Source organism: Paenibacillus sp. FSL H7-0714, assembly GCF_038003765.1.
Taxonomy (GTDB): domain Bacteria; phylum Bacillota; class Bacilli; order Paenibacillales; family Paenibacillaceae; genus Paenibacillus_AQ.
Genome location: NZ_JBBOPT010000001.1, coordinates 1,675,655 through 1,702,077, shown reverse-complemented (window position 1 = coordinate 1,702,077; position 26,423 = coordinate 1,675,655). Strand labels below are relative to the sequence as shown.

Sequence of the window (26,423 nt, the reverse complement as noted above, 5' to 3'; positions counted from 1 at the left end):
ACGTCCTTTTCTAAGACTTTCAGTTTAAAAATAGCATAGACAAAAAGACTTGTAAACATATTTATTTAAACCTTTTAATACTTTTATAAAATAAATAGTGAAAGTAACATGATTCTGCTGTAAAACCATCTTATTTCGTGAATTAGTTTCATTAATTTTTAAATTAAATTAGATTAAATGCAAAAAAAGGAAAAAAACCCCCTTATTTTTATCATTCTACAAAATAAGGAAGGATACTTTATTTATATGCTATATTAGTTTATAATTTCATAAAACAGTATTCATTTATGACCATTTGGAAGAAGGTATTGATAAAATGATCTATATTAAAGATTTAATGAGTGGTCTTGAAATATTCAAGGCGCTTAGTTCTGAAATCAGAATCCTCATACTCGAACTTTTAGCTACCAATCAAGCACTGAATCTGAATGAAATTGCCAAGAAGCTGAACCTCAGCAATGGCGCAATCACGATGCATATTAAAAAGTTAGAAGAAAGCGGTCTCATCGAGATAAACACATCTGTGGGTAAACACGGTATTCAGAAGGTCTGCTATTTAAATAAGGATAAGCTTATTGTTGATCTTCGCAGCAAGGATGTTGATAATCTCTACGAAGTAGAAATCCAAGTAGGACATTATAGCAACTATCAGGCTGTTCCGACCTGCGGACTTGCTACCAAAGACAGCATTATCGGCGACTTCGACGAACCCCGTTATTTCGCTGATCCTCAGCGGATTGAATCCGAGATCATTTGGATGGCTGAAGGCTTTCTCGAATATAGAATTCCGAACTATCTTAAAGCAAATCAAACGTTCCGCGAAATCCAATTCTCGATGGAGATTGGCTCTGAGGCCCCTGGATCTAACGATAACTATCCCTCCGATCTTTATTTCTACTTAAATGGAATTGAAATCGGCTACTGGACTAGTCCTGGAGATTTCGGAGACACGCGTGGAACGTTTAATCCAGACTGGTGGCCTCCACATTTAAACCAATATGGTATGCTCAAACTGATCCGTATTAATAATGAAGGTAGCTTTATTGACGGTTGCCGGATTTCTGACGTGACCCTGGATGATATTCAGCTTGATTACAAGAGCGAGCTTACTTTCCGGATAGCCGTAACGGACAAGCCAGTAAACAAACGCGGGCTCACCATTTACGGCAAACATTTCGGCAACTATAGCCAGGACTTACTGGCGCGTGTACTATATGATGTTCATGAAGTTGAAATTGGCGCTTCTCGTACTGCCGTTACCTTATCAGAGTAAAACATTCCCTAAACAAAAAGACCTTAGAACCAGCAATAACTGGTCTAAGGTCTTCTTTTTCTTTGTATATTTTTTTGAGTTTGACTCATAATAACCTTGTCTCCCAAACCACCGAGAAGGAGTGTTTCGAATGCGTGAAGGTCTAATTCCCGCTGTTCTTGGAACCGTCGTAACCGCTTCTAGCGCCGCTTTTCTTGGAAGCAAGTATAAGATGGCAGCAACAGGCGTACTTGGATTTGGTCTGGCTCATGTCGTATTGGGTGCCATTGATCTGTTTGAGCATCGGTAAGGATTGGAAGATGCCGGGTGGCATAAACACTACCCGGTTTTTTTGATATACATATTGGCGCAATTGCAGCTACTTCTTCATACACGAATCATGAATCATGAATCCAACATTCTATGAAGCATACGGACTCAGATGACGTTATTTGCTTATTTTTAGCCTCTCGTTTTCAATAGCAGGAACCACACCAAACTCATAAAAAGAAGGGCTGTCCCATCAGCTATTTTCATAGCTTTTGGGACAGCCCCTCTTAGTATGTTGAATATTTATTTTATAGCAATATAAAATAAACGTTCCGCATCATCATCCGCCTCTATCCACTCGAAATCGGCGTAAGTCTTCACATCACTAAATCCAGCCTTAAGCAGTTCATCCTTCATCCACTGGGGATCGTAGGCACGCTGAATATGTGTCTCTTCGAAACGGCGATATACATCACTCCGTCCCTCTTCGCGAGCGAAAATGGACAGATGATGTTCTATTTCGCGGCGAGGAACATCCATCTCACAAGTCCAAATATAAGACACCGATGGTTCGTCCAGAATAAAGGGCTGCTCTTCTTCATAACGGATCAGTGTGTTTGGGTGATGCACATCGAACAGAAAGGTGCCGCCTTGCTTTATTCCTGCAAAGGTACTAGCAAAGACAGCTCTGATATCGTCTTCTTCCAGCACATAATTCAGACAATCACAGAAAGAAATCACAGAATCCACAAGCTCTGGAAGCTCCCATTCCTTCATGTTTTGTCTAATCCAACGAACACTACCTTCGCGCAAGAAACGCCGTCCCTGGGGATGCTCTTCCATTTTGCGCTGTGCCACTGAGAGCATATCTGAAGATAGATCGATTCCGGTCATATGATACCCTGAACCCGCCAAAGGAATAGTGATACTCCCGGTGCCGCAGCCAAGCTCAGCCACGGTTACAGGCTTACCGTATTTGCTCCATGCGGTTTCAGCAAAGGAGATCCAATCAGGATACGGCATATCTGCCATGAGCTCATCGTATACATAAGCAAATTTCCCATAGGAAGACACTAGTACACCGCTTTCTATTACAACATTTAATATGATTCTATTATTGACCCATCAAGCATAAACGCTCTAGGCGTCCCCACAAGATCTCTTATGTTTTAAATTATTCGGTTGTTTCTTCATTTCCCTCGGTTGAACCTTCCTCTTCCTTAGGAGCAAGATACGTCCAATTCTCTTTTTGGGTAATATGGCCTTCCTTCATCAGCTTTCCAAGCGCACGCTTAAAGGCTGATTTGCTAATTCCGAAACGCTGCTTGATAATATCCGGTGGTGTAGCATCCGAATAAGGCATCGCTCCACCCGGACGGGCATGCAAGAATTCCAAAATCGTGGCAGAGTCTACATCCATGCCTACTTCTTTACGGAGACCCATAGAAAGGTTAACACGTCCATCCTCGCGGATATGGGAGACACGTGCTTCAAACTGCTCCCCAAGACGTAGTAGACGACTCCGTTCAGAAGAGTGGACCATACCGATAATACCAAAGCCTAAAACCCCAGCATCTACAAGAACAAAAGTCCCCATCTGCAGCGGTTTGTACACCCGGGCTGTCACAGTCTGTCCCATCCAGGATTCAGGCGCAGGAAGAGCTAGCGGAGCTAGTTCCTGTTCTCCAGCTAATTTAGCACGAAGACGCCCCTGTTTATCATGCTCCATAATCGCATACACATAGTCGCCGATCTGAGGGCGCAGCTCTGGAAGCTCTGGAAGCTCACGAATGGGCAGCAGCAGCTGCCGTCCGAGACCCATTTCCAAGAAGCAACCTAGACGCGGATGGATATCAGCCACTTCCAATAAGGCCATTTCGCCCAATGTCAGAAACGGTTTCTTCATCGTTGCCGCTAGGCGGTCCTCGGTATCGAAGAAGATAAAGACTTCAACTTTATCGCCTGTCTTAACCTTCTCGGTAAGCTCAGTATAATGCAGCATAACATCCTGATCTCCTGCATTCAGGAAAAATCCGTATGGGGATACCTCTCTTACTACATTAAGTGTAACTGTAGTTCCTGCAATCAGGCTCATACAGTCTCCACTACCTTCGCATCCGACCACAGACGCTCAATATTGTAGTATTCACGTTCATCGCGGTGGAAAATATGAACAATAACATCTCCAAGATCCATCAGCACCCAGCGTGCTGAATCCATTCCTTCGATCCCCTTAATTACTCCGCCTGCTTCATGGACCACTTTGCGGACTTCGGTGGCGATGGACTGAACTTGGGTATCCGAATTACCGTGACATACAACAAAGTAATCACTAATCGGTGAAACAGTACGCAGATCTAATGCCACTACGTTCATTGCTTTTTTATCTTCCACAGCCTTAAGGGCCAGTTCTAACAGCTTGCTTGGTTGTACACTCATATTTTATCCTCCAATATTCTAACTAAATCATTACGCGCCAGTACCGTTAACGGAAAGATCACTCGGCGTTTTTCCAGTAGCAAACTAATCGTAGAATCAAATCCAGCGACTAGTCCTTCTTCCAAACTTACTTTAGCCAGCTTACGTATCTTATCAACGCCTGGAAAATCGCGGCCTGGCTCGATATAGTCGGCGAGACAGACAATTTTCTCAAGTAAACTCATGTCTTCACGACCTGAGGTGTGAAAACGGATCGCATTAAGAATATCTGGATCTGTGATCCCATAATCTTGCTCTGCTACAAAGGCACCTACTTCTGAATGCCACAGCTGCTTGTCATGCTTCAGAAGATTCAAGTTCAGATGATTCTGCTCGATAATCTCCTTCATTCTCTCCACAGGCCAATACTTGGCCACATCATGCAGAATTGCTGCTGTCTCCGCACGCTCAGGATCAGCGCCATATTGCTCAGCTAGTTGAATGGATGACTCCATGACGCCCAGTGTATGCTTCCAGCGCTTTGCAGGCATTTGTGTCGAGACCGCCTCAATCAGAGCTTCGCGGCTGTATGCCATACAATCCACTCCTTTGAACATATTCGAACACTGCCTCAGGTACCATATAACGAATGGATTTTCCAGTTGCAGCCCGTTCTCTTAACATCGTTGACGAAATATCAACCAGAGGCATATCTGCTAGCAGTACCTTTTCTGCTATATAAGTTGGCAATGCATCTAGATCAAGAGGTGTTCCCGGACGACCTACGCCGATAAATGTAAGCCGCTGCACAAGCTCTTCAATCTCGTTCCATTTCGGTAAATACTGGACCATATCCGCTCCGATGATGAAATAAAGATCGAAATGCGGATACGCCTCTTGCAGCCGTCTTATGGTCTCAAACGTATAGGAAACGCCACCTCTGACAACTTCCCAATCTAATGTGCGAAAAGATTCATGATTGTGTATCGCTTCCTGCACCATTGCCAGCCGATCTGCTCCAGATACCCCTGCCTCATGTTTATGAGGCGGAATATGTGAAGGCATAAACCATACTTCTTGAAGTCCATAAGTTTCTCTAGCTGCTTCCGCTGCCATCATATGACCAATATGAAGAGGATCAAAGGTACCTCCCATAATTCCAACTTTCAAGAGGACGACCTCCTTGGTAGTATGCTTTCAGGTATTAGCGGGGCAGCTCAATGGTTTTGTTATCACGCGATTCTTTGTACAAGACAATGGTCTTTCCGATCACTTGTACAAGCTCAGAACCCGATTGTTCGGCAAGTTGCGCACCGATTTCCTTGGGATTCTCAATATTGTTGCTCAGTATACTAATCTTCATAAGTTCACGCTTCTCAATAGCTTCTTCAATGTGGCGTACGAGGTGATCGTTTACTCCACCTTTGCCCACTTGAAAAATAGGATCGAGGTGATGCGCCAATGAACGAAGATACCGTGTTTGTTTACCAGTTAACATAAATGAATAACTCCTTAATTAACATATATTATTACCCTAAATTGATGAATCCATTTCTTACTCTTTTCCACCCAGACAATGGAGTATGGTCTGTCGCATGATTTCCGTTGGAGCAGGCTGCCCTGTCCAATACTCCAATGCATAAGCCCCCTGATAGACAAACATCCCGAGGCCTCCATGAATCGTACAGCCTCGTTCAAGTCCTTCTAACAATAGACGCGTGCGCAATGGATTATAAATCAGATCACTTACGACCATCCTTGCACGAAGCAGTTCAGGATCTATAGGTGTCTCATCCATATGAGGATACATTCCTACGGAGGTTGTATTGATCAGTACATCAACGCCATCTAGCATTTCCGCTACTTCATTCATGCTAATCCCGATCACATTCCCTTTGCTCTGGCACTCTGCAGCCAAGTCCTGTGCCTTATCAACACTGCGATTAGCGATAAGGATAGAAGAAGGCTTCTCCTGAAGCAGTGCGGCAACAATTCCTCTTGCTGCTCCACCGGCTCCAATCACCATAATCTTCGTACCTGACAAATCAGAAATGGCTTCCGCTTTAAGCGAACGTACATAACCGATTCCATCCGTATTATATCCGGTGAGTATCCCGTTATTATTAACAATCGTATTGACTGCACCAACGGCTACCGCACTTTCATCTAATAGATCCACATAAGCCATCACCGCAACCTTATGCGGAATCGTCACATTTACGCCACGGAATCCAAGCGTGCGAATCGCTTGCACCGCATCCTCCAGATTCTCTGGAAGGATATGAAGCGGCACGTAAGCACCCGGAATTCCCAGTGCTTGCAGTGCTGCTTCATGCATAATAGGAGATTTGGATTGTATAATAGGATCTCCCATTACGCCCAGTAAAATATTCCCGGTATTGTAGCCCTCGGTTGCAGTTATCAAAGACACTGTAATAGCCTCCCGTTAGATCATCGAAGGGCGGGTAAGCACCTTCACACCACGCGGAACGTGGATAGCCACGACTGCGCCCTCTGTCCCGTTGACCTTAATCCAGCCCAAACCTGAAATATATAGATCGCTCCGACTGCCTTTATTAATTCGGAACTCATGACGTTGCCATGGTGGCAGCTTGTCCATCCGGTCACTTCCTGGAGGAGACAACATTTCACCACGATGGTCCGCATAAAGGGAATCTGCACGTTCCAGTTTGGTGCGATGGATTTTTAAAGTACCACTAATAAAGCAAGTGAACGATTGATGCGGACCTTGCACGAAATCAAAACGTCCCAGTCCACCGAAGAATAGCGTCTGTCCTTCATTCAACTGATAGACAGCAGGCTTCAACGGATTGGCCGGCATAACTGCATCCAGATCCTGACGCTCAACTAGTTCACTATAACGCCATGGATACACGATCCCTGGCGTATCTATAATATAGTGGCCATCATCTAGCGGGATTTTGACCGTATCGAGTGTTGTACCAGGGTAACGCGAGGTGGTTAACTCCTGCTCCAAATCACTATAGTCCGAAATCAAACGGTTGATAAGCGTGGATTTCCCTACATTCGTAGCACCCACTACATAAACATCACGCCCACCACGCAGTTCTGTTACGGCTTCCAGTAAACGGTCAAAGCCTTGATTACGTTTCGCACTACAAAGTACGATTTCAGCTGTCCGCAATCCTTCTTCTTTACAGCGTTGTTGCATCCAGTTACGCAGTTTATTCCAGTTCGTAACCTTAGGTAGCAGATCACATTTATTCACTGCAAGAATAACTGGGTTATTACCGACAAACCGCTGAAGGCCGGAAATCAAACTGCCTTCAAAATCGAAAATGTCAACAATATGAATAACAAGTGCATTCTTCTCCCCTACTCCACTCAGCAAGCGAAGAAATTCATCCTGGTTCACAGAAACAGATGAAGCCTCGTTATAATTCTTAATCCGGAAACAGCGTTGGCAAATCACAGGGTCCCGATCTAGTGCGACTTCCGGAAGGTATCCTGGTTGATCCTTATGCTCCGTCTGAAGCTTGATACCACAACCGCTACACTTCTCAGTACGCTGTGTCTCACTTTGTTCGTTCATTACTATTTTTCCTCCTCGTGCCACAATCCTTTTTTACGAAGCCGTGTCAGAGCAACTCGCTCTACCCGACGATTAAATCTTGTGCCGAACCCTTCATCCTTAACGGAGATTGGCAGCACCAATACGGTATACAGGCCAAGCCGATTGCCGCCGTATACATCTGTAAGCATTTGGTCTCCCACCACAATCGTCTGCTCCGGTGGCAACTCCATCTGCTTCATCGCTTTGAGAAAAGGAGCATTACTCGGTTTACGAGCCTGATGCACAAATTCAATATTAAGCGGTGTAGCAAAGCGTGACACCCGTTCCATGTTGTTATTGGATACGATGATGAGCTTAAAGCCCACTTCCTTCACCTTCTCAAACCATAACAACAGCTCCGGAGTAGCCACAGGCGCTTTGGCACCGACCAGTGTGTTATCCAGATCCGTAATGATTCCACGGTATCCCTGCCGATACAGCTCTTCTAGAGAAATATCGAATACCGTATTCACCCGGAGTTTGGGAACTAACATTTCAAACAATACGTTCACCTCGATTTCATACAAAAAACTATAACATACTCCATGCGCTACGCAAATAAATCTATAGCAATGATTTACTGCATAAACGCTATTTCTTGGATCTTATCGTTCTCCGCAGCCGCAAAGCTTCAGTATACACGCTCTGCCAGTCTTTGTCTTCAATAACATCAGGGCTATACTTCGCTTGTTCAAACATCGTTAGCAGTGAAGAAAGATGATTGGCCACAGCAGGTCGTTCCTGACTCCAGCGGACTACGGCTTCACGCAATGTTTCATGCTCTTCCTTCATCATTCCCTTACGATGCAAATACCTTACCCAACGCTCAGTTTCAGCCACAACTTTCTGATCAGGCGTTAAAGGTCGGCCCATTCGCATCTGTTGAACGAAGAAGCGAAGCTTAAAGCGAATATGCCAAACTTTAAAAATAGTCCAGGATAATAATACAACCACTGCCGCCAAAATCACCCATAAACCCACATGGAAGCCTTGATCTGCTTGTGCATTAGTCACAGGTGCAGGTGTTGGTTCTGCCATTTCATCTTGATCTTCCGGGTCTGTCTCAGGTATTTGCTCATTCTTAGTCAGGAGAGGAGCATTAAATCCCGGTGTAGCTTCAACAGGAATCCAACCATACTCACCAAAATAGACCTCAGCCCAGGAATGGGCATCTGCATTGGTAATCGTGTAATTATTATTTGCCGCACCCACCTGCTGCGCCAGATTCATAGGCATTTCTGGCTGTTCTCCAGGTGCATAACCCTTAACCCATCTTGCAGGGATGTTTAGGGAACGTGCCATAGTGACTAGTGCCGTAGAATAATAATCACAGTAACCTTCCTTCAGCTCGAACAAAAATCCATCTACAAAATCCTCACTTGAAACACGTGTTATATCCGGCTTGTTGGTATATGGAAAGGTTTGTTGTAAGTATTGTTGCAAAAGTGCTGTTTTTTCATACGGAGTTGTTCCTTGGGCTGTAATTTCCTCGGCTAGATCTTTAACTCGTTGAGGGAAGTCATCAGGCAGCTGAAGGAAGCTTTCCTCCAGATCATTACCTTTGTATAGCTCCTCATAGGTCTTTGCTGTCAATTCCTGAACAGGAATGACGGGAACTTCAGAAGTCAGCTCGAAGGTCGAAGGATAGTCTAGTTTCTTCTTATCCATATCCCATAGAAGCTCACTATCACGGTCTCTCCAGAAAAGACCTTTCCCGGCTGCCTCACCATTTAATGAATCCACCGAAGTTACAGAATAAGCACCGAATAACACCGGAAATTCATTATTGTTAAGCACTTTAACCGTCTGTTTCAGTGTGCGGGTAGTGACCTTAGAAGCCACACTTTGCTCCAAGGATTTCCCCGTCTCCACCTCTTCTATAGGTCCTCGCTTCAATCGATCCTTATCCGACCATCCACTTCCAGAATAGATTCTGCGTGTTTCTCCTCGCATATAAACACGCAAATCTGAAACCACTGTCATCACCGGGGTATAATCGAAGTTAAAGCCCCCGCCCAGGTTGTCATCATTCAGACTATAGCCAGACGAAGTATTGTTAACAGAGGAACCTGAGCCCGTATTGGAATTCGTTGTACCAGTTGTGCTCTTACCAGAAGATTTCCCAATTCCATTCCACTCTTGCCACGCTGTATAAGGATCCGTCAAAGTAGGCCTTACATCCGGCATATTCACACCGATTAAAATAACCAGAGAGAAGACGATTGCGATATTCATGACTATTTTCGAGGGATATTCCAGCAAATGTACCCATCCACGCGGATAATGTAGCTGAAAACTTCTCAGGTGCTGGCTGACAAGCCATCCCATCCCCGCAAATACCGTCCAAGCCACTTCCTGCCACAATACAATAGATGTAAAGGAATCAAGCGCAGCCAGCGCTACAATGTTCATTCCTATAAACCATAAGATACGCTTCTTAGAGGATACCCACCAAGACGATAGCAACAGCAAGGCAGAGGCACCAAGAGCAAACCAGATATACGGCACCATATACACACTAATATCCTGGAGCTTATCAAGAAGGGTTGTGGCCCATGGATCAGGAACATAAATTCCGTAATTAGAAATGATGCGATAAACGATATAGATAATAGCTACTGCTTCCATAATCAGTCTGAATTGAACTTTAACAGGGATAAAAATCTCAATGACGGTGATCGTTAATAGGGCAGCCCATACAGAAGCAGTGGTTTGATTTAACCAGATGGGTTCCGTATAAGAAATCCACTGCTGTGCAATAATCAATAGCCAAAATAGGCCGACGGAACGGTGCCAGGAGAATTTTATCTGATTCCACCAGGTTCTCATATCATCCTTCCCCTCCTAACACTGAGGGAAGCTCTTGAAGCGAGCTAATACCATAACCGGTTATTCCGCGAGACCTAAGGACGTCTATCCAATCGTTACCACTATTTATCTCTGCGGAATTTCGCACATGAATATGAGAAGCAGTCATTCCTCTGCTGTCAGCCCAGCGTAGTGCATCAAGTACAGGCTGTCCACGCTGTGGACTAATTAACACGAAGTAAGAGCCTTTAGGAAACATACGGTATCCTTTTTCCAATCGGGAGATAAGCGGACCTCGTCCCTCAGCATTTAGATCGATTAAATATTGAATCATCTTCTGACGCTCAGCAGCACCTTCAACTGGTGCGAACACCTTCGTCGTCTTATCCAAACAACACAGTCCAATTCCAATTCTCTCCCGAATGCCAAAGCCGAGTAGTGATGCCGTCACCGAAACTGCTAGTTCGAACTGATTCGTATTCATATAAGCTGATGTGCTTCCATCAAGGACTATAATGGTTTTGGGAATCGACTCATGCTCAAACTCTTTGGATTTCCAAGAGCCTGTCTTAGCAGTAGCGTTCCAGTGAATTCGCGTCAAGCGATCACCATATACATAGTCACGGACGCCATTAATCTGTGTGGTTTCACGCCGAGATTGAACAACGGATGTCTGCGGTCCAGATAGCCGAGATTTTCTCTCATATAACTGCCAGCGCGGAACGTAGATCGCACGAGGCAAAACCTGAAATTGTCCTTCCGATAAAAATGTTCCCTTATGCTCGACAAGCCCAAATATATCTTGGCTGATAATATCCGTATTAGCGAATGTGTATGTTCCACGCTCTAAGGCTGGTGTCTGAAACTTTAGTTCCCCAATGCCTCTGAGGCTTGGGATCACACTTTCTTCAAATACCCACGATTCTCCATTATGCCGCTTAAGAACTTCCCTTACAACAACGTAAGGCAAGGGCAAAATCCCGGGGATTGTAACCTTAAGTTTTACACGAAGATGCCCTCCGGCAGAGAGCAAATCTCCCTTGTCTTGTTCAGAATAAAGACTGCGAGTGCCCTTAGCTCGCCGAACGCCTCCTAAACCTCCAGCAATCAAATATGCAATAAGTACAGAGACCATGATAAACAACATAAATGCTGTTTTCCCGCCCTGAAAAAGTACATATAAGAGTGTAATACTCCAAATTACAAGGATGCTTGCAAGCTTAGAGGGCTGAATGATGGCTGCAACCGACGACAAATAACGTCTCATATCATTGCCTCATCGTAACAGGCACATGAATGCTCTGCAGAAGCTTTTGAAGCAAAGATTCTACGCTAATATTATCTAGGCGCGACTCAGGACGCAGCAATATTCGATGACCCAAGGCAAATGGAGTAAGGATCTTCACGTCATCAGGCAGAACGTAATCTCGTCCTTGCAAAAAGGCATAAGCTTTACAAGCCATCATAAAGGATAGTGAGGCACGTGGACTCGCACCCAGCATTACAAGTGGATGTTCTCTTGTCTGCCGCACAATATCTAACAAGTAATTCAGCACATGATCGCTCATGAAGATATCTCGAATCTCTTCCTGAATCCCTGCAATTTGTTCCATGCTTGTTACGGGCGAAAGCCTGTCCACCGGTTGGCCTTCCTGATGGCTCAGCAATAAATTTTTCTCCGTCGCTGCATCAGGATATCCAAGGCTAATTCTCAGCATGAAACGATCTAATTGGGCTTCAGGCAGTGTATAGGTTCCCTCAAAGTCTATCGGATTCTGGGTAGCGCATAACATGAAAGGATGAGGAAGTGGATACGTCTCTCCATCTACGGTAACGTTTCGTTCCTCCATCACTTCCAGAAGTGCGGATTGTGTCTTCGTAGTAGCACGGTTAATTTCATCGGCTAGTAAAATATTCGTCATCACCGGACCAGGCCGGAAATGAAACATCTCATCCCTAGGATGATAGACAGAAACACCTGTAATATCACTCGGAAGTATATCTGGATTACACTGAATACGGCGATATTCACCGGACATTGATCTTGATAGTGCGCGAATTAGCTGGGTTTTTCCTGTTCCCGGTACATCCTCGATCAATACATGACCACCAGCAAGCAGAGCGGTTAACAATAATTGTATTTCAAATGATTTTCCAAGTATGCAGGATTCCAAATTAGTGCGTACAGCATTCATGGTGTGCATCGATTCTTGACGTACGGGCATATATAATCCTCCTAGCCAGAATAAGCAGTATTATTTATATTTTACATGATTAGAGGACCCAAAGTACATTGTTGAAGATCACGAAGTGAGGATACAAAAAAAACCATAAGATGAAACATCCTACAATTTAAAAATAACAAAAAAAGATTGCCGTCTTTTTCTGACGACAACCTTTTCATATAGCATCAACTTTACCCCTTCGGCCGTACAACTAAAGCTGCCAAAAAGGAGAACACAATAGCTGACGAGATGCCGGCACTTGTAATATCAAAAATACCCGTAACTACACCGATCCAGCCATCCCGCTCCAGCTCCGTTAATGCCCCGTGAACCAAGGAGTTCCCAAAACTTGTGATCGGAATGGTTGCCCCAGCACCCGCAAATTTCACAAGCGGGTCGTAGATACCAAAAGCATCAGCAATCGCTCCGGCTACAACTAAGGTACTCATCGTATGTGCAGGTGTCAGCTTCAATACATCGAACATCAGCTGCCCTATAACGCAAATGGCTCCTCCAATCAGAAAAGCCCATAAGTAAATCATCATTATGCTTCACCTCCACTCTCTATAGCTACGGCATGAGCAACACATGGAATACTCTCTCCCTGCTGATAAGACAAAGGTGATAAAAGTGCGCCCGTTGCCACTATAAGCACCCGTTTAAGTTCACCTTTTTTTAACCGCTTAAGGATATGACCATAGGTTACAACCGCTGAGCACCCGCAGCCGCTTCCTCCAGCGATCACATATTTCTGTTTCTCCAAGTCGTAGATAAGCAAACCACAATCGTCAAAGGTTGTTTGCTCCATAGGAATTCCTTCTTTAGCCAATAGGGTCTTGGCTATAGGTAACCCTACGGATGCCAGGTCGCCGGTAACAATTAAATCATAGTGCCCGGGCGATAGACCTGTATCCCGAAAATGCGCAGTAATGGTATCCGCCGCCGCAGGTGCCATAGCCGTCCCCATATTAAAAGGATCTGTCAAACCAAGATCCATAATACGTCCAAGCGTGGCCGATACCACGACTGGATAGTTACCCGAACCGTCATTCTGACCCACTACAGCACAACCCGAACCTGTAACTGTATATTGCGCCGTTGGGGGTTTCTGCGAACCATATTCCGTTGGATAACGAAACTGCTTCTCCACCGTACAGTTATGACTTGATGTTCCCGCTAGCGCATACTTACCGCCTCCAGAATCAACAATCATTGAGGCAATCGCAAGGCTCTCCATAGAAGTAGAGCAAGCACCAAAGACTCCGAGATAAGGCACACCTAATTTTCTTGCCGCGAAGGAGCTGCTGATAATCTGGTTCATCAAATCTCCGCCGACAAAAAACTCCAGCTTTTCTTTATCGATATTTGCATTAATCAGAGCCAGCAGGGAGGCTTTCTCGAAAAGAGCACGCTCAGCCTTCTCCCATGTCTTCTCGTCCATTTCCAGCGAATCAAATATAAAATCAAAGTCTGAAGCTAAAGGACCTTCTCCCTCTTCTGGCCCTACTACAGCGGAAGAACCCAAAATAACGGGACGGTTCGTGAACTCCCAGGTCTGACTACCAAGCTGTTTCATGTATGTGCACCCCCGTCTACGCCCAAAAAGAGATAGACGATACCAATAATGAAAGCAGCTACGGCACCAAATACGATAACCGAACCTGCAAGCTTAAACATATTGCCGCCTACACCAAGTACAAGGCCCTCAGCGCGGTGCTCTAGAGCTGCAGAGCACATACTGTTTGCGAACCCGGTCACTGGGACTGCAGTTCCTGCACCAGCCCATTGAGCCATTTTGTCGTACACGCCAAAGCTGGTCAGAATTACAGAGAGTAAGATCATCACCGCGACTGTCGGACTGGCGGCTTCCTTGGAGCTCATATCGAAAATTGCCATAAAAGCCTCCTGAACACCTTGTCCAATAACACAGATTATGCCGCCAGCAATAAACGCTCGTATGCAGTTTTTGAATACGGGCCTGGCAGGAACAAAGGGCTTGGACAATTTCTCGTAATCTTGTGGAGTCAGGGTGTCAAGCTTCAGCTTGACACCCGATTTCTTAGTTTTCGCCGGCATTGAGGCACCTCCTGAAAGTTAGGCGAAGGGGGCTGACAAGCATCATAGTACTCACTTTTAAGCCCCTTAAGTTTTTCTTCGCTTAGAAGTTTTCCTTATTGTTTGCCATCCTCCGCTTCGTTATGTCCCTCCAGTTCAGGAAAAATACAGTAACACAACAATCAACAGTAAGAAGAGAACAAAAATAAGTACTGCTTCTCTTTCCCTTGGATTGTGGCGCCAGTATCGTCTGCGCGTTCCGTTTACTTGTAGGCTCCTACTTGACAATCCTCCCTGCACCCTTCTTTTGGGTACGCTGCCCGCAACCCTCATTCGTCTTCGCATCCTTTCTAAGGCTCCTGCCACCAAAGCCTCTAATGCATAGTATTCGTGGAGCTCGTGCCCGGTGTTCATTGTCTCTTGTCATGGACAAGTGAGCCCAGAATGTTCATACTAGGTTGCAGGAAGAAATAACGATGTGGTCCATTATGGATAACATCCGTTTCTCGTAGAAATATAAGAATGATGTATAAATGAGTTCTTATATTTTAATAAAGGAGTGAATTCATATGAATCAAGAAACATTGGACATGTTCAAAACACTTACCGAATTTCCCTCAGCCCCAGGATTTGAGCGCGAACTCCGCGCTTACGTCAAGGATGCTATGACTCCTTATACTGAAGAGTTCGTACAGGATCGTCTCGGTAGTTTGTTCGGCGTACTGCGCGGCGAAGAGAACGGGCCAAAGATTATGGTCGCTGGGCATTTTGACGAAGTAGGTTTCATGGTAACTGGAATTACTAACACCGGTATGATCCGTTTTCAACCACTTGGCGGCTGGCTTCCCTCTGCTGTTGCATCCCAGCGCCTACATATCATTACACCTAAAGGAACGCTGACCGGAGTTGTTGGCAGTACGCCTATCCATTTGCTAAGCAACGAAGAACGTGGTAAGACTGGCGAAATCAGCAAAATGTATATTGATATCGGTGCAGACAGCCGTGAAGAAGCAGAAAGCTTTGGCGTTAGACCAGGCCAACAAGTTCTGCCGATTTGTCCTTTTACTCCCCTTGCTAATCCCAAAAAAATCTTGGCGAAAGCTTGGGACAACCGTTACGGCGTAGGTCTCGCCATTGAACTAGTTAAAGCATTGCACGGTAAAAAGCTGCCGAATACCGTTTTCGCTGGTGCCACTGTACAAGAGGAAGTAGGTCTTCGGGGTGCGCGTACTGCGGCTAATCTCCTGTCACCAGACATCTTCTTCGGTCTGGACGCGAGCGCTGCTGCCGATATGACTGGTGACAGTCAGGCATTTGGCCATCTGGGCAAAGGAGCTCTCTTACGTATTTTTGATCCTACGATGGTTACACATCGCGGTCTGATTGAATATGTACAAGATACAGCGGATACCCACCGGATCAAATATCAGTATTTTGTATCCCAAGGCGGAACAGATGCAGGTCAGGTTCATGTTAGTGGAATTGGCGTTCCTTCCGCAGTCATCGGAATATGCTCCCGCTACATACACACCGCTTCATCAGTGATTCACAGTGATGACTACGATGCTGCTAAAGAGCTTCTGATCAAACTGGTAGAAGGCCTTGACCGGACTACACTACAGACAATTATTGAGAACAGCTAATCGCACAAGAAATGACAGAAGAAGCCCTCAAACACTTTTACAGTGATTGAGGGCTTCTCTTTATGTGAATAGAACGGATTTAAATCATATCTAGCGGTACTTTCCAAGAAGGTATTGGGAAAGCTTCGTCCAGCTTCCAAATTTCATCGTCACTTAGCGTAATCAAGCCTGCAGCAGCATTCTCAATGACGTGCTTACGAGAAGAAGCTTTTGGGATAGAAATAACATCCTCTTCACGCATCGTCCAAGCTAGCATAATCTGAAGCGGAGTTGCCTGATGTGCACTGGCGATTTCCTGAACGACTTCACTCTCGATTACTCCTTTTCGGAGTGAACCAGCTTGAGCAAGCGGTGAGTAAGCCATTACCGGGATCTTGTGACTTCTCTGCCATGGCAGCAGTTCAGTTTCAATTCCTCTGGACCCTAAATGATATAGAATCTGATTGGTTGCACAATGAGTTCCCCCAGCAATACCAAGCAGTTCTTTCATATCGTCGACATCGAAATTGGATACACCCCATCTTGCTATTTTTCCTTGAGAGACTAGTTTCTCCATACCTACAACAGTCTCTTCTAGTGGAATATCTCCCCGCCAATGCAGCAAATAAAGATCCAGATGATCCGTATTCAAGCGTTTCAAGCTTTCTTCACAGCTGCGGATAAGGTGCTCATTCCCGGCATTATGTGGATAGACTTTTGACACCAAGTAAACTTGATCCCGAATACCTTGAATAGCCTCACCTACTAAAAGCTCCGAGCGTCCGTCCCCATACATCTCAGCCGTATCTATTAAATCCATGCCTAGCTCCACGCCTAATCGCAGGGCAGCAATCTCTTCCTCCCGACGGGAATTGTCGTCACCCATATTCCAAGTTCCCTGCCCAATTCTGGGAAGTGACGTTCCATCTGGAAGCAGCATGCGGTTAGATTGGTTCATTCTTGCGATTTCAGCCAAATGTTCGATTGAATCCTTAGTCATATTAAAAATCCCCTTATTGAAGTATTGTATACTTACTTTATACGACCTATAAGAACCTTTCTAAACATCTGAATCGTGTCCAATTTATAACTAATCTCTCTTTTGAAGAGAAAAAGTAAAGAATAAATACCAGCCTAAGCTATCAGCTTTAGTCCCACAGCGGCCCCCAGAATCATAATAATACAGACGATCCGGCGCCAGTCTTTGGCCTCTCCATACAATATCATCCCCAGAATCGCTCCGCCGGATGCGCCTATCCCCGTCCATACAGCATAAGCTGTTCCCATCGGCAGACTCTTCATAGCTAAAGACAGGAACAGAAAGCTTGCTCCAAAACCAAGAAAGAGCAGCGCGAACGACAGGAAATTCCGGTGTTTATTCAACCTATTAATCATAGCTACTCCAAACATTTCAAACAAACCAGCAACGACCAGAAATACCCATGCCATTTAAGACTCCCCCTTTACTTCGGCTTCTTTGGTCACCATTTTCAATCCTATAACGCCTGCCAGCAAAATAACCACTAGAACCAGCTTCATCAACTTGAACGGTTCTCCGAATAAAACCATGTCTGCAACTACTGTACCTGCAGTTCCTAGACCAACAAACACGGAATATACCGTGCCGACCGGCAATTTGGTACTCGCTGAAATCATCACATAGAAGCTTATTATTATAGCTACCACAGTTATCAGCCACTCCCACATCGTGGAGGCATGTTTTAAGCCGATGACCCACATGACCTCAAAAACAGCTGCACCAACTACCTTTAACCACTCTGAATTGTTCTTCATTCCAAGCCCTCCTTCAATTCACTAACTTTATAATTGCCCACGAAACAAACAAATAAGCCCGGAAGGTCATCGTCATTTATAACGATACCTCCCGGGCTTTTATCCCTCCGTGTAGACACGAACGATGCTGTTCGTGCGTTTTCCCTCGGACCAGACCAGCTGTGCACCAGCTGCGGAACCCTAGAAAACAATAACTATTAAGTTACATCGTATGGTAGCAAATCGGGGTGATAAAATCAACCTTTTCTAAATAAAAGTTTGACAACAATTCTGAAATAGGCGTGAACCAGTCGATCCACAATCCCCCTGCATCTTACTAAGCGTTTGTAAGTTTAAGGATCTTCATCAATTGGAACAATAGCATTGCACTCTCTTGGCGCTCAGTTTTTTTACCCAACTGGAATTGGAACGGACCGTCCGTCGGCAGAATTCCATTATCCAAGGCAATAACATAATAAGGTTTTACCCAATCCGGCAACTTAATAGGAAGTGCTGTCGAAGAGGTTTTATTAACAGTTGTGTTCATTTCGCCATATTTCAAGGCGTTGACAAGCATAACAATCATCTCTTGATGCGTAATTTCTTGATTCGGGCGGAATGTTCCATCTGTAAAACCGTTTATCAGACCAGCATCGATGGCAGCATTGACCTGCGATACATACCAAGCACCTTCCTTAACATCCTTAAAACTTCTAGAAGCCTCCAGCTTCGGTAAAATACCTAAAGCACGATTTAGCATGGTGGCAAACTCAGCACGCGTGACAACAGATTCCGCCTTAAAACTTCCATCAGAATAGCCATTGATCACGCTTCGGTTCGCTAAGGCTAAGATACTGTTTTTAAACGGATTGCTGTTATTCAGATCATTAAATTGTGTATGGTTTTGAACTACAGTATATACAGAGTTCCCTTTACGTTTCATTGTGACCTGCAAAACTCCATCCTTCCATTCCCAGATGGTCGGAACCGGAACGTAAGTCCGTGTGACCGAATCATAGGTCAGGCCAGTATAAACAGCGTTAGCATCTTGGGCTACGTTAAAATTCATCACATGACCGACATAACTTGAGAAATTGGAAAGAATACGATCCTGACCACTTCCAATCAATTTAACTTCATACTCCACAGGTCCTCCCAGCGTAACACTGGCAGAGCCACTCAGTTGAGTAGTCAATTTGGCCTTGTAGTCACTTGCTGCTTGCGCAATCGTAATGATAACACTCTGCCCCGAACCACTGTTCCCGGAAACTGCCAAGAACAAGGAATTTACAGGGAGCTGAATCTTGCCCGATGATGATTCCAGAATAAGTACAGCATCCTTAGAGTTATTATTAATACTTGTTAATAAACTTAAATCCATCTGAAATTGACTGCTTTGAGTTGGCGTTTTTTCATCAGCCTTGATAATGATTACTGGATTTTTCTTGAATTCAGGATCATTTATTGTCTTTGAAATAAACGCTGTTGCCACTTCTGTCATAGATGACTTGGTTCCATCTGTGTTTTCTTTGATTGTGGTTACTACCTTGGCACTGTCAGTAGGGACAGCACCCGTGCTGCCACCGCCGCCAGTTCCACCACCACCACCACCAGTTCCACCGCCGCCAGTACCACCGCCGCCGCTATCATTTGTAATAGGAGGTACAACGACTAAAGTCCCCATACTTTCAATTTTCTTGGCTGATTGCCGGGTTATAAGGAGTTTCTCCCCCGGATTTCCAACGTTACTTATAGTAATCGTAATTGCGGTTTTGTTTGGATCAACGATCCCGTAACCAAGTAAACGGGTTAGTCGCTCATTGTAAACACGAACGATATCTCCGGCGACCAGGTTATTCACAACGATATTATCCGCTTGCACCTGGTATTTGTGTATAGTAATGGACGATACCAAGATATCTGGTGTGACTTTATCTTCAAGAATTGATCTGCTATAGAATGGTGATATGAAATCATCATTTTCCATGAAAATACCAATTGCTAAAGCTTCCACCGGCACATTTCTTTCAGAAATAGTAAGGGAGTAACTCTTTAGCCCACCATTTACTACTGCGATGGCATCTCCAAGCTCACCTTCTTCATTGATAAAGTATAAGGAATAGCGGACACCTGGTAATTCAGCGATTCCAGATTTCCATGTCACTGTACCCGAAAATTTATTGATGTCCGGATTCGTATCTGTGACTGAAAAGTCCACAGGCAGATAACTCGGCGCATCATAGATTGGAGCCGTTGTATGAACATCAAGTGTTCTTTCACTTCCATAATCTACAAAACGAACAACCGGATATACCCCAATACTTACCGCTCCTGCGGGCAGAGTCGAATGGGATATTTCATAAACAAGGAGTGAATCTGTCGATAATTCTGTCTTCTTATAGATACCAATCTGCTTAAGTTTATTTCCATTCTGATCAAGATAATAGGCGGTATACTTCGTAATACCATCTTGGTTAGCAGGCGGTTCAAAAGATAAATAACCGTCAATCGCGCCAAGTGTCAAGTTTTCGTCCACGAAGATGGCATTAGAAGGCTGACGCCCCTCATTCATTATCGCCTGCATCTCTTGAAGGTTATTGAATTTATATAACCTACCTGCATCGGATACAAAAATAGTATGATCCGCATCAACATATGTGTGCTGGTTGAACATTAACAAATCATACAGTTTGGTAAAGCTGTCTCTGTCGTAGACGGCGCTGTTACTGAATACGAGGCTGCCGCGCGCGTAGATAATTTGCTCCGCATAGGTCCCGTACAGGGTAGACGTTTGATTCGCATCCATTCTACGGTTCCCAAAGTACAGACTACCTTCATCGAGAAAGAGCTTTGCATCATAAGAACCACTTTGTCCGTCTTTTCTCTCTATCACATCAAAATTATCAGAGTTGTATTTATAGAGAGAGAAGGTATCTCCACCATACAAAATATGTTGATCCGGGAGAAGCAAATAGGTGCTGGAGCGATTGATCCCAGTTTCCTTTTCATATACCGTATCTGTAACCGAGGTATAGACTGCCGAGGTTACACTGATACCGCCTCCAAATGTCCCGCCGTAATATAAAATTCGATTATTGTTATCAGGATAGACATCAAGCGGATAGTGCTTAGTGGTAATTTTGCTGACAGCAGCATCTGATGGAATACCATTTTGCAGATCCATAATATTGATATTGTTTTCACCTTTAAAGAGGATATAGAGCTTATTATTAAGTATTTTGATCTTACTCGGGTTGGAACCAATGAACATCTTCTTTACATCTCTCATATCTGCCTTACTGATAGTGACAAGCTCATTAGTGCTTGCCATAATAGCATAGATATAAGGAGAATTATCCGTAGTAGTCCAATCCGTAATCGCTTGATTGCTTCGAATAGAATAAGCATCTGTCGTTAACAGCGAAGTGGGTCTAGACGGGATGGTAAGTCCAATTCGGGTAATACTTTTGGCATTATCGAACCAGTTCGATTCACCTGCCAGATAAGCTTGACCGTTCGAGTCGAGCAAAGCAAATCTTTTGTCGGAAGGGAATAACGCCAATGGAGTATAGGTCTCCTTATCGTATACCCCTTGCGTAGTAAGAACATATGTATCTGATACATCCAATATAACAGCTTCGAGATAGGTGTAATCGCCATTCGTTCTCGAGTAGGTACCCGTGGTCTCTATCAAATTCCTTTTATTGAACTGATGCCCACCAAAATATACGGACTGATCATCCACAAAAATATGCTGAAGCGATATGGAATTTCCTCCAATCTCCATATCGTCGTCAATATCCTGGCTCAGCACGGCTCCGGTCTTAATATCTACAGCCGTTATTCCGGCATACGAGGATATTTCACCGACAAACAGCATATTGGAGGACTCATCAACTGCCAGAGCCACACCGTTATATAAAAAGTTTCGGAATAATAGACTGTTCGTCTGATTGGACTTGTCATATTTATAAACCCCATTACTAGTACCATAGAAAAGATATTTGGAAGTAGCAGCGACTGCGTTGGGGATTCCAGTTGTGATTATCGTGTTCGAGATTTGTTGAGTGGACAGGTCTACTGTCTTGATCATCGTCGCTCCGGAAAGCACGATCTGCAGAGATTGCCCATCCCTTGCAAGATAAGACGGGTTCGAGCCCACATTGAGCGTCTTCTCAATCTTAAGATCACTAAGCCGAATAAAATAAAGATTATTCTCCGCGCTGGAGATGGCATAAATATAGCCCGCTTCTTCATCCATTACCCAGTCTGTCAAATTAGCCGGAAGCGAAAGTTCTAAAGGCACCGCTGAGGAATCCGCACTCGCTGTGGGAACTCCAACCCCCAGTGAGTTAATCAGTAAAATAAATAATAACACTAGAATAAAATAATTCTTCCCCTTTTTCATGTTCGCGCTCCTTGTATTTTTTTGTAATTCTAGCAATTTTGATCATACTATAGAATACCAATATTTTCTACTTGGATTTAAAGCTACTGCCCTCTCGACACAACGCTACACATAGGCAGCACAATTCGTGTTCCAAGGATTGAACTGCAAAGAAACCAAGTTTCTGTTCAAAACAGTTAGCCGCTTATATTCTTTTTCACAATCCATTTATTCAATATTATGGTACAATTTAAGAGAATACAGCTTATAATGAACAACTAGGAGGGCGATCTAATGGTCTTTGGGATACTGTTTATTGGAGTTATTGTATTTATAATCACACTGTCCGTAGTTCGTAATGGTTCGAGCTCGAACAGTAACAGATTTGAGAGAAATAGACGAGATGACGCCGCCAGCATGTCTTTTATGGCAGCTAGCCATCCAGATCTGCTGGATACAAATAACCCGAATCATTCTAATCACCAACATCACCATCAACACCATCACGGGAGTGACTCCCATCACCATTCTGGACATGACAGCGGTCATAGCTGGGGCGGGGATAGCGGGCACAGCAGCGGGGGAGATTTCGGTGGCGGAGATGCTGGTGGCGGTGGCGGATGTGATTAGAGCGTTACTCTATAATAAAAGGAAAAGGGCATCCCTGATATTGCTTCAGGAATGCCCTTTTTATGATTGTTACTTTTTTAAAAAACCAATAATCTTTGCTTGCGTGTGACTTAAAAAATTCTCAGCACCGTGCGGGTGTATTGATTCACTCCAAGCGAATCCATCGCCTTCGTATCTTGGGATGAGGTGCATATGATAATGGGTCAGGTCGTTAAACTTCCCGCCATTTTGGCAAATGCTTATACCATCCGGTTTGAATAGATCCTTCAAGACGATTGACAGCTTCTTTGATGCGTCCATTATCGCATAGGAAGTCTCTGAGTCGATGTCTTCGAGATCCCAATAATGCTTTTTAGGAAGGATCAGGAGATGTCCTTCGTTAAACGGAGCGATATCTAGCACACAAGTAATAAATTCATTCTCATATACTACTTTTACGTTAGGCTCAATTCCGTTAGCAATCCGACATCCCAAACACTCCATATAGCACACTCCATCCCATAATCAAAGGTCATCTCTATTATTGATTAAATTGAAACCGGCTGATAAGCACCTCACCGTTAAAAACTACATAAACAACGCTAGTACCCGTCTCCACGGATACTTCGCCTTTCAATGTGCTCCACTGTTGCAGAACTCCACCAGAAGGGACGGTCACGGTTCCAACCAGTTTCCCAGCTGCGCTTCCGGTTCTGATCTCGATGCTGCCACCTTTTGCAGAGGATACCAAAGCTTCAAATGCTACTGCTCCATGATCGAACAATACGTCATTAAAAGCGATCCAGGCGCCCTCTTTTACCGGATGTACCGAAGCCCCGCCTGCTTTGCATTCGTCCAGATATACGCCTTCGTAGTCATCATAGTTCTCTGCTTTGGTGTTGTTATATAAATTACGGGAAGGAATGATGTCCCCTTTCACCGTTACTACTGAAGATAATTTAATATCAGCAGAAGAACGGCCGATCAGAATTGCGTATTCTCCATTTTCGACGCAATATTGTTCGCGTGTAACATCCCAGAATGCTAACTCTGTAACTGGTAATGCAAACTCTATAGTATTCGATTGACCTGCGGCGGTGCTCACTTTTTCAAAACCCTTCAGCTGCTTAATCGGACGTTTGACCCGGGAATTCAAAGCTTGCACATATAACTGAACAACCTCGTCCCCATCGACTGCTCCAGTATTATCCACTTGAACGGAAATGTTAAGCGTATCGTCTTGCTGCAGTTCCTTTGTGCTCAAATTTAGATTCTTGTAATTCACTTCAGCATAACTTAGGCCGTGACCAAAAGGATACAATGGCTTACCGTCAAAGTACATATAGGTTCTTTTACCTTTGATAATATCATAATCCATCAGCTCAGGCAGCTGCTCCACAGAACGGAACCAAGTCATATTCAGCTTGCCAGAAGGACTGTAATCTCCGAACAACACTTCTGCAACCGCATTGCCAAGCTCTTGTCCACTGTGGGATGTATACAATATTGCCGGGATATTCTCGTCAATCCAAGTGGAAGAAATCGGATAACTGCCGACAATAACTACCACTGTATTCGGATTCGCTCCATAGACTGCTTTGACCAGGCGCTCCTGCTCCTCCGGAAGTACAATATCAGGTCTGTCGATTTCTTCTTTTCCGTTAAGGAGTGGATGATTACCGACAAAAACCACTGCTACTTCAGCTGCTTTGGCAGCTTCTACCGCAGCGTCCAGTCCGTTTGTAACGATGTTCTTTTTGAAAAGACGAGCGTCCGCACTTGCGGCCTGATCAGCAACCTGCAGCGTGCCATCCTCAGCATTCACAGAGATCAATTTGTCATTCCAAGTCCGCAAAGAGACTTTACCCTCAGCTTCCGGGACGATGTTCAAGGATTCTTTTACAAACCACCCGTAGATTTCATCAGCAGATGCTGTAAGTGTCTCCGCTTCGCTTAAAGTTACATACTGTCCACGACTTGTCGCCTTCAGAGTATTGCTAGTCCAGCCCCAAGCGGTATGTTGGAACAATTCTCCGTGCTCTGCTATGTCATGTTGTACAGCCAGCCTTCCGTCCTCACCCGTGATTCCGATGGCTTGGCCGTTTGCAGCTGAGGTAAGAATGATTTGATCTGCGCCGCTCTCAAAAGTAACTTGTTTACCAGGCAGTTTCTTACTAACACCCTGCAGCGGGGTCACTCCATAAGGTAATGTGCCGGAATACCAGTCTCTGAAAGCTTCATCGCCAAGTGGACCAATAATCGCCATTTTGTTTAATTCAGTCTTGCTCAGTGGCAATGTTGCCTGATCATTCTTCAGCAGCACAATGGATTGTTTGGCAGCTTCCAAGGAAAGTGCGGCATGTTTTTTACTAAGAATTACGGAATCGTCGATTGCTGTGTATGGATTACCTTCAGCGGGGTCAAACTCTCCCAGACGGAAACGAACTCTAAATGTGTTAGTTAGTGCACGATCCAGATCTTCCTCTGCCAGCAGGCCTTGGTCTAGTGCTTCATGAAGAACCTTGATCGTCTCTTCAGTTTCTTCTGTTACGCTGTCAATTCCGTTTTTGATAGATTCCGCCATCGACTGTGCAAAAGATTCATAATACTTATGATCCTTCACAATCCCGAATAAATCACCAGCATCACTGACGATAAAACCGTCCATGTCCCATTCGCCTTTGACAACATCCATTACTGCCGGATGAAGAATAACAGGCACGCCATTCACCGAGTTATAGGCTGTCATCATAGACTGCGCGCCACCTTCTTGAAAAGCAGGCTTGAATGCTTCCAGATAATACTCACGCATATTTCTCGGATCGATGCTGGCGGAACAGTTTCCGCGTTCGATCTCGTTGTTGTTCCCTAGGAAGTGTTTAAGCGTTGCGACCGCTTTCAAATAGACCGGGTGATCGCCTTGGATTCCTTGCACAAGTGATGTGCTGAGTTGTCCAGTTAACTCTGGATCTTCACCGTAGGCTTCTTCCGTTCTACCCCAACGTGGGTCACGCTCCATATCCACCGTTGGTGCCCATAACGTCAGGCCATTCACCGTTGGATTCTTTTTGTAAAATGCTCTTGCTTCATCTCCAATGGCCGAGCCGATTTCCTTCATTAGCTCTGGGTTCCAAGTACAAGCCAGTCCGCTTGGCTGAGGAAAAGAGGTCGCTTTTCCAAGCCAGGAAATTCCGTGCGCCGCTTCTGTACCATGCTTATAGGCTCCAACACCCAAACGCTCTATGGCCGCTTGATACTGAGGGATCAGACTTACTTTTTCATCAAGCGTTAATCTGGAGATCATATCCTGCACTCGGTCATTTAAGGGTAAATCAATCTGTTGAAATGGATATTTAGATGTCACTGTTTCCATCATAATCGCTCCTTCGATTCAAGTTGATAGCGGTTT

The 26,423-nt window shown here is 44.6% G+C and carries 25 protein-coding genes and 1 riboswitch; of the genes, 4 read left to right on the top strand and 21 right to left on the bottom strand.

Translation table 11 applies throughout. The features are described from left to right. The first annotated feature begins 316 nt into the window (after nt 1-316). Together NST34_RS07545 and NST34_RS07540 are read left to right on the top strand one after the other, a co-directional pair. Entirely contained in the window at nt 317-1,273 is a 957-nt protein-coding gene (locus NST34_RS07545; protein ID WP_042131966.1) for an ArsR/SmtB family transcription factor, read from the top strand. A 130-nt stretch (nt 1,274-1,403) separates the two neighbouring features. Next, nucleotides 1,404-1,562, top strand: a complete 159-nt coding sequence (locus tag NST34_RS07540) for a hypothetical protein (RefSeq protein ID WP_036675694.1) — start codon at nt 1,404-1,406, stop codon at nt 1,560-1,562. Between the two features lie 263 nt (nt 1,563-1,825). Here NST34_RS07540 and NST34_RS07535 read toward each other — a convergent pair whose 3' ends face one another. From NST34_RS07535 to spoVAC, 15 genes are all read right to left on the bottom strand, one after another. Next, complete coding sequence (locus tag NST34_RS07535; RefSeq protein ID WP_339801722.1) at nt 1,826-2,596, bottom strand: class I SAM-dependent DNA methyltransferase; 771 nt, start codon at nt 2,594-2,596, stop codon at nt 1,826-1,828. A 100-nt stretch (nt 2,597-2,696) separates the two neighbouring features. Next, the gene (locus NST34_RS07530) at nt 2,697-3,617 is read right to left on the bottom strand and encodes a CvfB family protein (RefSeq protein ID WP_042185974.1); all 921 of its coding nucleotides are present in this window, start codon (nt 3,615-3,617) and stop codon (nt 2,697-2,699) included. Continuing rightward, complete coding sequence (gene rsfS, locus NST34_RS07525; protein WP_042185972.1) at nt 3,614-3,961, bottom strand: ribosome silencing factor; 348 nt, start codon at nt 3,959-3,961, stop codon at nt 3,614-3,616. Before rsfS ends, NST34_RS07530 begins: the two co-directional genes overlap by 4 nt. Further along, nucleotides 3,958-4,536 carry a bis(5'-nucleosyl)-tetraphosphatase (symmetrical) YqeK gene (gene yqeK / locus NST34_RS07520; RefSeq protein ID WP_042185970.1) on the bottom strand — a complete coding sequence of 193 codons (579 nt, stop codon included), beginning with the start codon at nt 4,534-4,536 and terminating at the stop codon, nt 3,958-3,960. The genes rsfS and yqeK overlap by 4 nt, the downstream gene beginning before the upstream one ends. After that, nucleotides 4,508-5,110 carry a nicotinate-nucleotide adenylyltransferase gene (locus tag NST34_RS07515; protein ID WP_341127498.1) on the bottom strand — a complete coding sequence of 201 codons (603 nt, stop codon included), beginning with the start codon at nt 5,108-5,110 and terminating at the stop codon, nt 4,508-4,510. The genes yqeK and NST34_RS07515 overlap by 29 nt, the downstream gene beginning before the upstream one ends. A 34-nt stretch (nt 5,111-5,144) precedes the next feature. After that, nucleotides 5,145-5,438 carry a ribosome assembly RNA-binding protein YhbY gene (yhbY, locus tag NST34_RS07510; protein ID WP_076284314.1) on the bottom strand — a complete coding sequence of 98 codons (294 nt, stop codon included), beginning with the start codon at nt 5,436-5,438 and terminating at the stop codon, nt 5,145-5,147. 57 nt (nt 5,439-5,495) lie between these two features. Next, nucleotides 5,496-6,371 (bottom strand): shikimate dehydrogenase, encoded by an 876-nt coding sequence (gene aroE / locus NST34_RS07505; protein WP_341127497.1) that lies wholly within the window; start codon nt 6,369-6,371, stop codon nt 5,496-5,498. Between the two features lie 15 nt (nt 6,372-6,386). Beyond that, entirely contained in the window at nt 6,387-7,514 is a 1,128-nt protein-coding gene (yqeH, locus tag NST34_RS07500) for a ribosome biogenesis GTPase YqeH (protein WP_042185965.1), read from the bottom strand. 2 nt (nt 7,515-7,516) lie between these two features. Beyond that, nucleotides 7,517-8,038, bottom strand: coding sequence for a YqeG family HAD IIIA-type phosphatase (locus tag NST34_RS07495; RefSeq protein WP_042193454.1), 522 nt, complete (start codon nt 8,036-8,038; stop codon nt 7,517-7,519). A gap of 88 nt (nt 8,039-8,126) precedes the next feature. Beyond that, nucleotides 8,127-10,364 (bottom strand): DUF4129 domain-containing transglutaminase family protein, encoded by a 2,238-nt coding sequence (locus NST34_RS07490; RefSeq protein ID WP_341127496.1) that lies wholly within the window; start codon nt 10,362-10,364, stop codon nt 8,127-8,129. Nucleotide 10,365: 1 nt separating this feature from the next. Further along, nucleotides 10,366-11,610, bottom strand: coding sequence for a DUF58 domain-containing protein (locus tag NST34_RS07485; RefSeq protein WP_341127495.1), 1,245 nt, complete (start codon nt 11,608-11,610; stop codon nt 10,366-10,368). Between the two features lies 1 nt (nt 11,611). Then, complete coding sequence (locus NST34_RS07480; protein ID WP_341127494.1) at nt 11,612-12,568, bottom strand: AAA family ATPase; 957 nt, start codon at nt 12,566-12,568, stop codon at nt 11,612-11,614. A gap of 191 nt (nt 12,569-12,759) precedes the next feature. Then, nucleotides 12,760-13,110, bottom strand: a complete 351-nt coding sequence (gene spoVAE, locus NST34_RS07475; RefSeq protein WP_036675923.1) for a stage V sporulation protein AE — start codon at nt 13,108-13,110, stop codon at nt 12,760-12,762. Nucleotides 13,111-13,112: 2 nt separating this feature from the next. Then, nucleotides 13,113-14,144: a stage V sporulation protein AD gene (spoVAD, locus tag NST34_RS07470; protein ID WP_076284319.1), complete on the bottom strand. Its 1,032-nt coding sequence runs from the start codon at nt 14,142-14,144 to the stop codon at nt 13,113-13,115. Beyond that, the gene (gene spoVAC, locus NST34_RS07465; protein WP_076284320.1) at nt 14,141-14,644 is read right to left on the bottom strand and encodes a stage V sporulation protein AC; all 504 of its coding nucleotides are present in this window, start codon (nt 14,642-14,644) and stop codon (nt 14,141-14,143) included. Before spoVAC ends, spoVAD begins: the two co-directional genes overlap by 4 nt. Before the next feature lie 548 nt (nt 14,645-15,192). On the opposite strand from spoVAC, the gene NST34_RS07460 reads away from it, so the two are divergent. Then, complete coding sequence (locus NST34_RS07460) at nt 15,193-16,266, top strand: M42 family metallopeptidase (RefSeq protein ID WP_076284321.1); 1,074 nt, start codon at nt 15,193-15,195, stop codon at nt 16,264-16,266. A gap of 79 nt (nt 16,267-16,345) precedes the next feature. On the opposite strand, the gene NST34_RS07455 is transcribed toward NST34_RS07460, so the two are convergent. The 4 genes from NST34_RS07455 to NST34_RS07440 form a co-directional block, all read right to left on the bottom strand. Continuing rightward, a complete protein-coding gene (locus NST34_RS07455; RefSeq protein ID WP_341127493.1) occupies nt 16,346-17,245 on the bottom strand; it encodes an aldo/keto reductase in 900 nt (299 codons plus the stop codon). Between the two features lie 134 nt (nt 17,246-17,379). Then, the gene (locus NST34_RS07450; protein WP_042125359.1) at nt 17,380-17,694 is read right to left on the bottom strand and encodes a DMT family transporter; all 315 of its coding nucleotides are present in this window, start codon (nt 17,692-17,694) and stop codon (nt 17,380-17,382) included. Next, complete coding sequence (locus NST34_RS07445) at nt 17,695-18,039, bottom strand: DMT family transporter (protein WP_042125357.1); 345 nt, start codon at nt 18,037-18,039, stop codon at nt 17,695-17,697. A gap of 86 nt (nt 18,040-18,125) precedes the next feature. Then, a riboswitch (guanidine-I (ykkC/yxkD leader) is annotated at nt 18,126-18,234 on the bottom strand. A gap of 121 nt (nt 18,235-18,355) precedes the next feature. Continuing rightward, a complete protein-coding gene (locus tag NST34_RS07440; protein WP_341127492.1) occupies nt 18,356-22,426 on the bottom strand; it encodes an S-layer homology domain-containing protein in 4,071 nt (1,356 codons plus the stop codon). A gap of 273 nt (nt 22,427-22,699) precedes the next feature. Here NST34_RS07440 and NST34_RS07435 point away from each other — a divergent pair, with 273 nt between their 5' ends. Further along, nucleotides 22,700-23,035, top strand: coding sequence for a hypothetical protein (locus NST34_RS07435; protein WP_341061480.1), 336 nt, complete (start codon nt 22,700-22,702; stop codon nt 23,033-23,035). A 69-nt stretch (nt 23,036-23,104) separates the two neighbouring features. On the opposite strand, the gene NST34_RS07430 is transcribed toward NST34_RS07435, so the two are convergent. Together NST34_RS07430 and NST34_RS07425 are read right to left on the bottom strand one after the other, a co-directional pair. Further along, a complete protein-coding gene (locus NST34_RS07430) occupies nt 23,105-23,518 on the bottom strand; it encodes an HIT family protein (RefSeq protein ID WP_341127491.1) in 414 nt (137 codons plus the stop codon). Nucleotides 23,519-23,555: 37 nt separating this feature from the next. After that, entirely contained in the window at nt 23,556-26,387 is a 2,832-nt protein-coding gene (locus NST34_RS07425; RefSeq protein WP_445667686.1) for a glycoside hydrolase family 3 C-terminal domain-containing protein, read from the bottom strand. Nucleotides 26,388-26,423: the final 36 nt, after the last annotated feature.

Excerpts from the sequence above, each read along its gene's own strand:
- NST34_RS07545 (WP_042131966.1), top strand. The coding sequence starts at position 317 with ATGATCTATATTAAAGATTTAATGAGTGGTCTTGAAATATTCAAGGCG.
- NST34_RS07540 (WP_036675694.1), top strand. The coding sequence starts at position 1,404 with ATGCGTGAAGGTCTAATTCCCGCTGTTCTTGGAACCGTCGTAACCGCT.
- NST34_RS07530 (WP_042185974.1), bottom strand. The coding sequence starts at position 3,617 with ATGAGCCTGATTGCAGGAACTACAGTTACACTTAATGTAGTAAGAGAG.
- rsfS (WP_042185972.1), bottom strand. The coding sequence starts at position 3,961 with ATGAGTGTACAACCAAGCAAGCTGTTAGAACTGGCCCTTAAGGCTGTG.
- yqeK (WP_042185970.1), bottom strand. The coding sequence starts at position 4,536 with ATGGCATACAGCCGCGAAGCTCTGATTGAGGCGGTCTCGACACAAATG.
- yhbY (WP_076284314.1), bottom strand. The coding sequence starts at position 5,438 with ATGTTAACTGGTAAACAAACACGGTATCTTCGTTCATTGGCGCATCAC.
- yqeH (WP_042185965.1), bottom strand. The coding sequence starts at position 7,514 with ATGAACGAACAAAGTGAGACACAGCGTACTGAGAAGTGTAGCGGTTGT.
- NST34_RS07490 (WP_341127496.1), bottom strand. The coding sequence starts at position 10,364 with ATGAGAACCTGGTGGAATCAGATAAAATTCTCCTGGCACCGTTCCGTC.
- NST34_RS07485 (WP_341127495.1), bottom strand. The coding sequence starts at position 11,610 with ATGAGACGTTATTTGTCGTCGGTTGCAGCCATCATTCAGCCCTCTAAG.
- NST34_RS07480 (WP_341127494.1), bottom strand. The coding sequence starts at position 12,568 with ATGCCCGTACGTCAAGAATCGATGCACACCATGAATGCTGTACGCACT.
- spoVAE (WP_036675923.1), bottom strand. The coding sequence starts at position 13,110 with ATGATTTACTTATGGGCTTTTCTGATTGGAGGAGCCATTTGCGTTATA.
- spoVAD (WP_076284319.1), bottom strand. The coding sequence starts at position 14,144 with ATGAAACAGCTTGGTAGTCAGACCTGGGAGTTCACGAACCGTCCCGTT.
- spoVAC (WP_076284320.1), bottom strand. The coding sequence starts at position 14,644 with ATGCCGGCGAAAACTAAGAAATCGGGTGTCAAGCTGAAGCTTGACACC.
- NST34_RS07460 (WP_076284321.1), top strand. The coding sequence starts at position 15,193 with ATGAATCAAGAAACATTGGACATGTTCAAAACACTTACCGAATTTCCC.
- NST34_RS07455 (WP_341127493.1), bottom strand. The coding sequence starts at position 17,245 with ATGACTAAGGATTCAATCGAACATTTGGCTGAAATCGCAAGAATGAAC.
- NST34_RS07450 (WP_042125359.1), bottom strand. The coding sequence starts at position 17,694 with ATGGCATGGGTATTTCTGGTCGTTGCTGGTTTGTTTGAAATGTTTGGA.
- NST34_RS07445 (WP_042125357.1), bottom strand. The coding sequence starts at position 18,039 with ATGAAGAACAATTCAGAGTGGTTAAAGGTAGTTGGTGCAGCTGTTTTT.
- NST34_RS07440 (WP_341127492.1), bottom strand. The coding sequence starts at position 22,426 with ATGAAAAAGGGGAAGAATTATTTTATTCTAGTGTTATTATTTATTTTA.
- NST34_RS07435 (WP_341061480.1), top strand. The coding sequence starts at position 22,700 with ATGGTCTTTGGGATACTGTTTATTGGAGTTATTGTATTTATAATCACA.
- NST34_RS07430 (WP_341127491.1), bottom strand. The coding sequence starts at position 23,518 with ATGGAGTGTTTGGGATGTCGGATTGCTAACGGAATTGAGCCTAACGTA.
- NST34_RS07425 (WP_445667686.1), bottom strand. The coding sequence starts at position 26,387 with ATGGAAACAGTGACATCTAAATATCCATTTCAACAGATTGATTTACCC.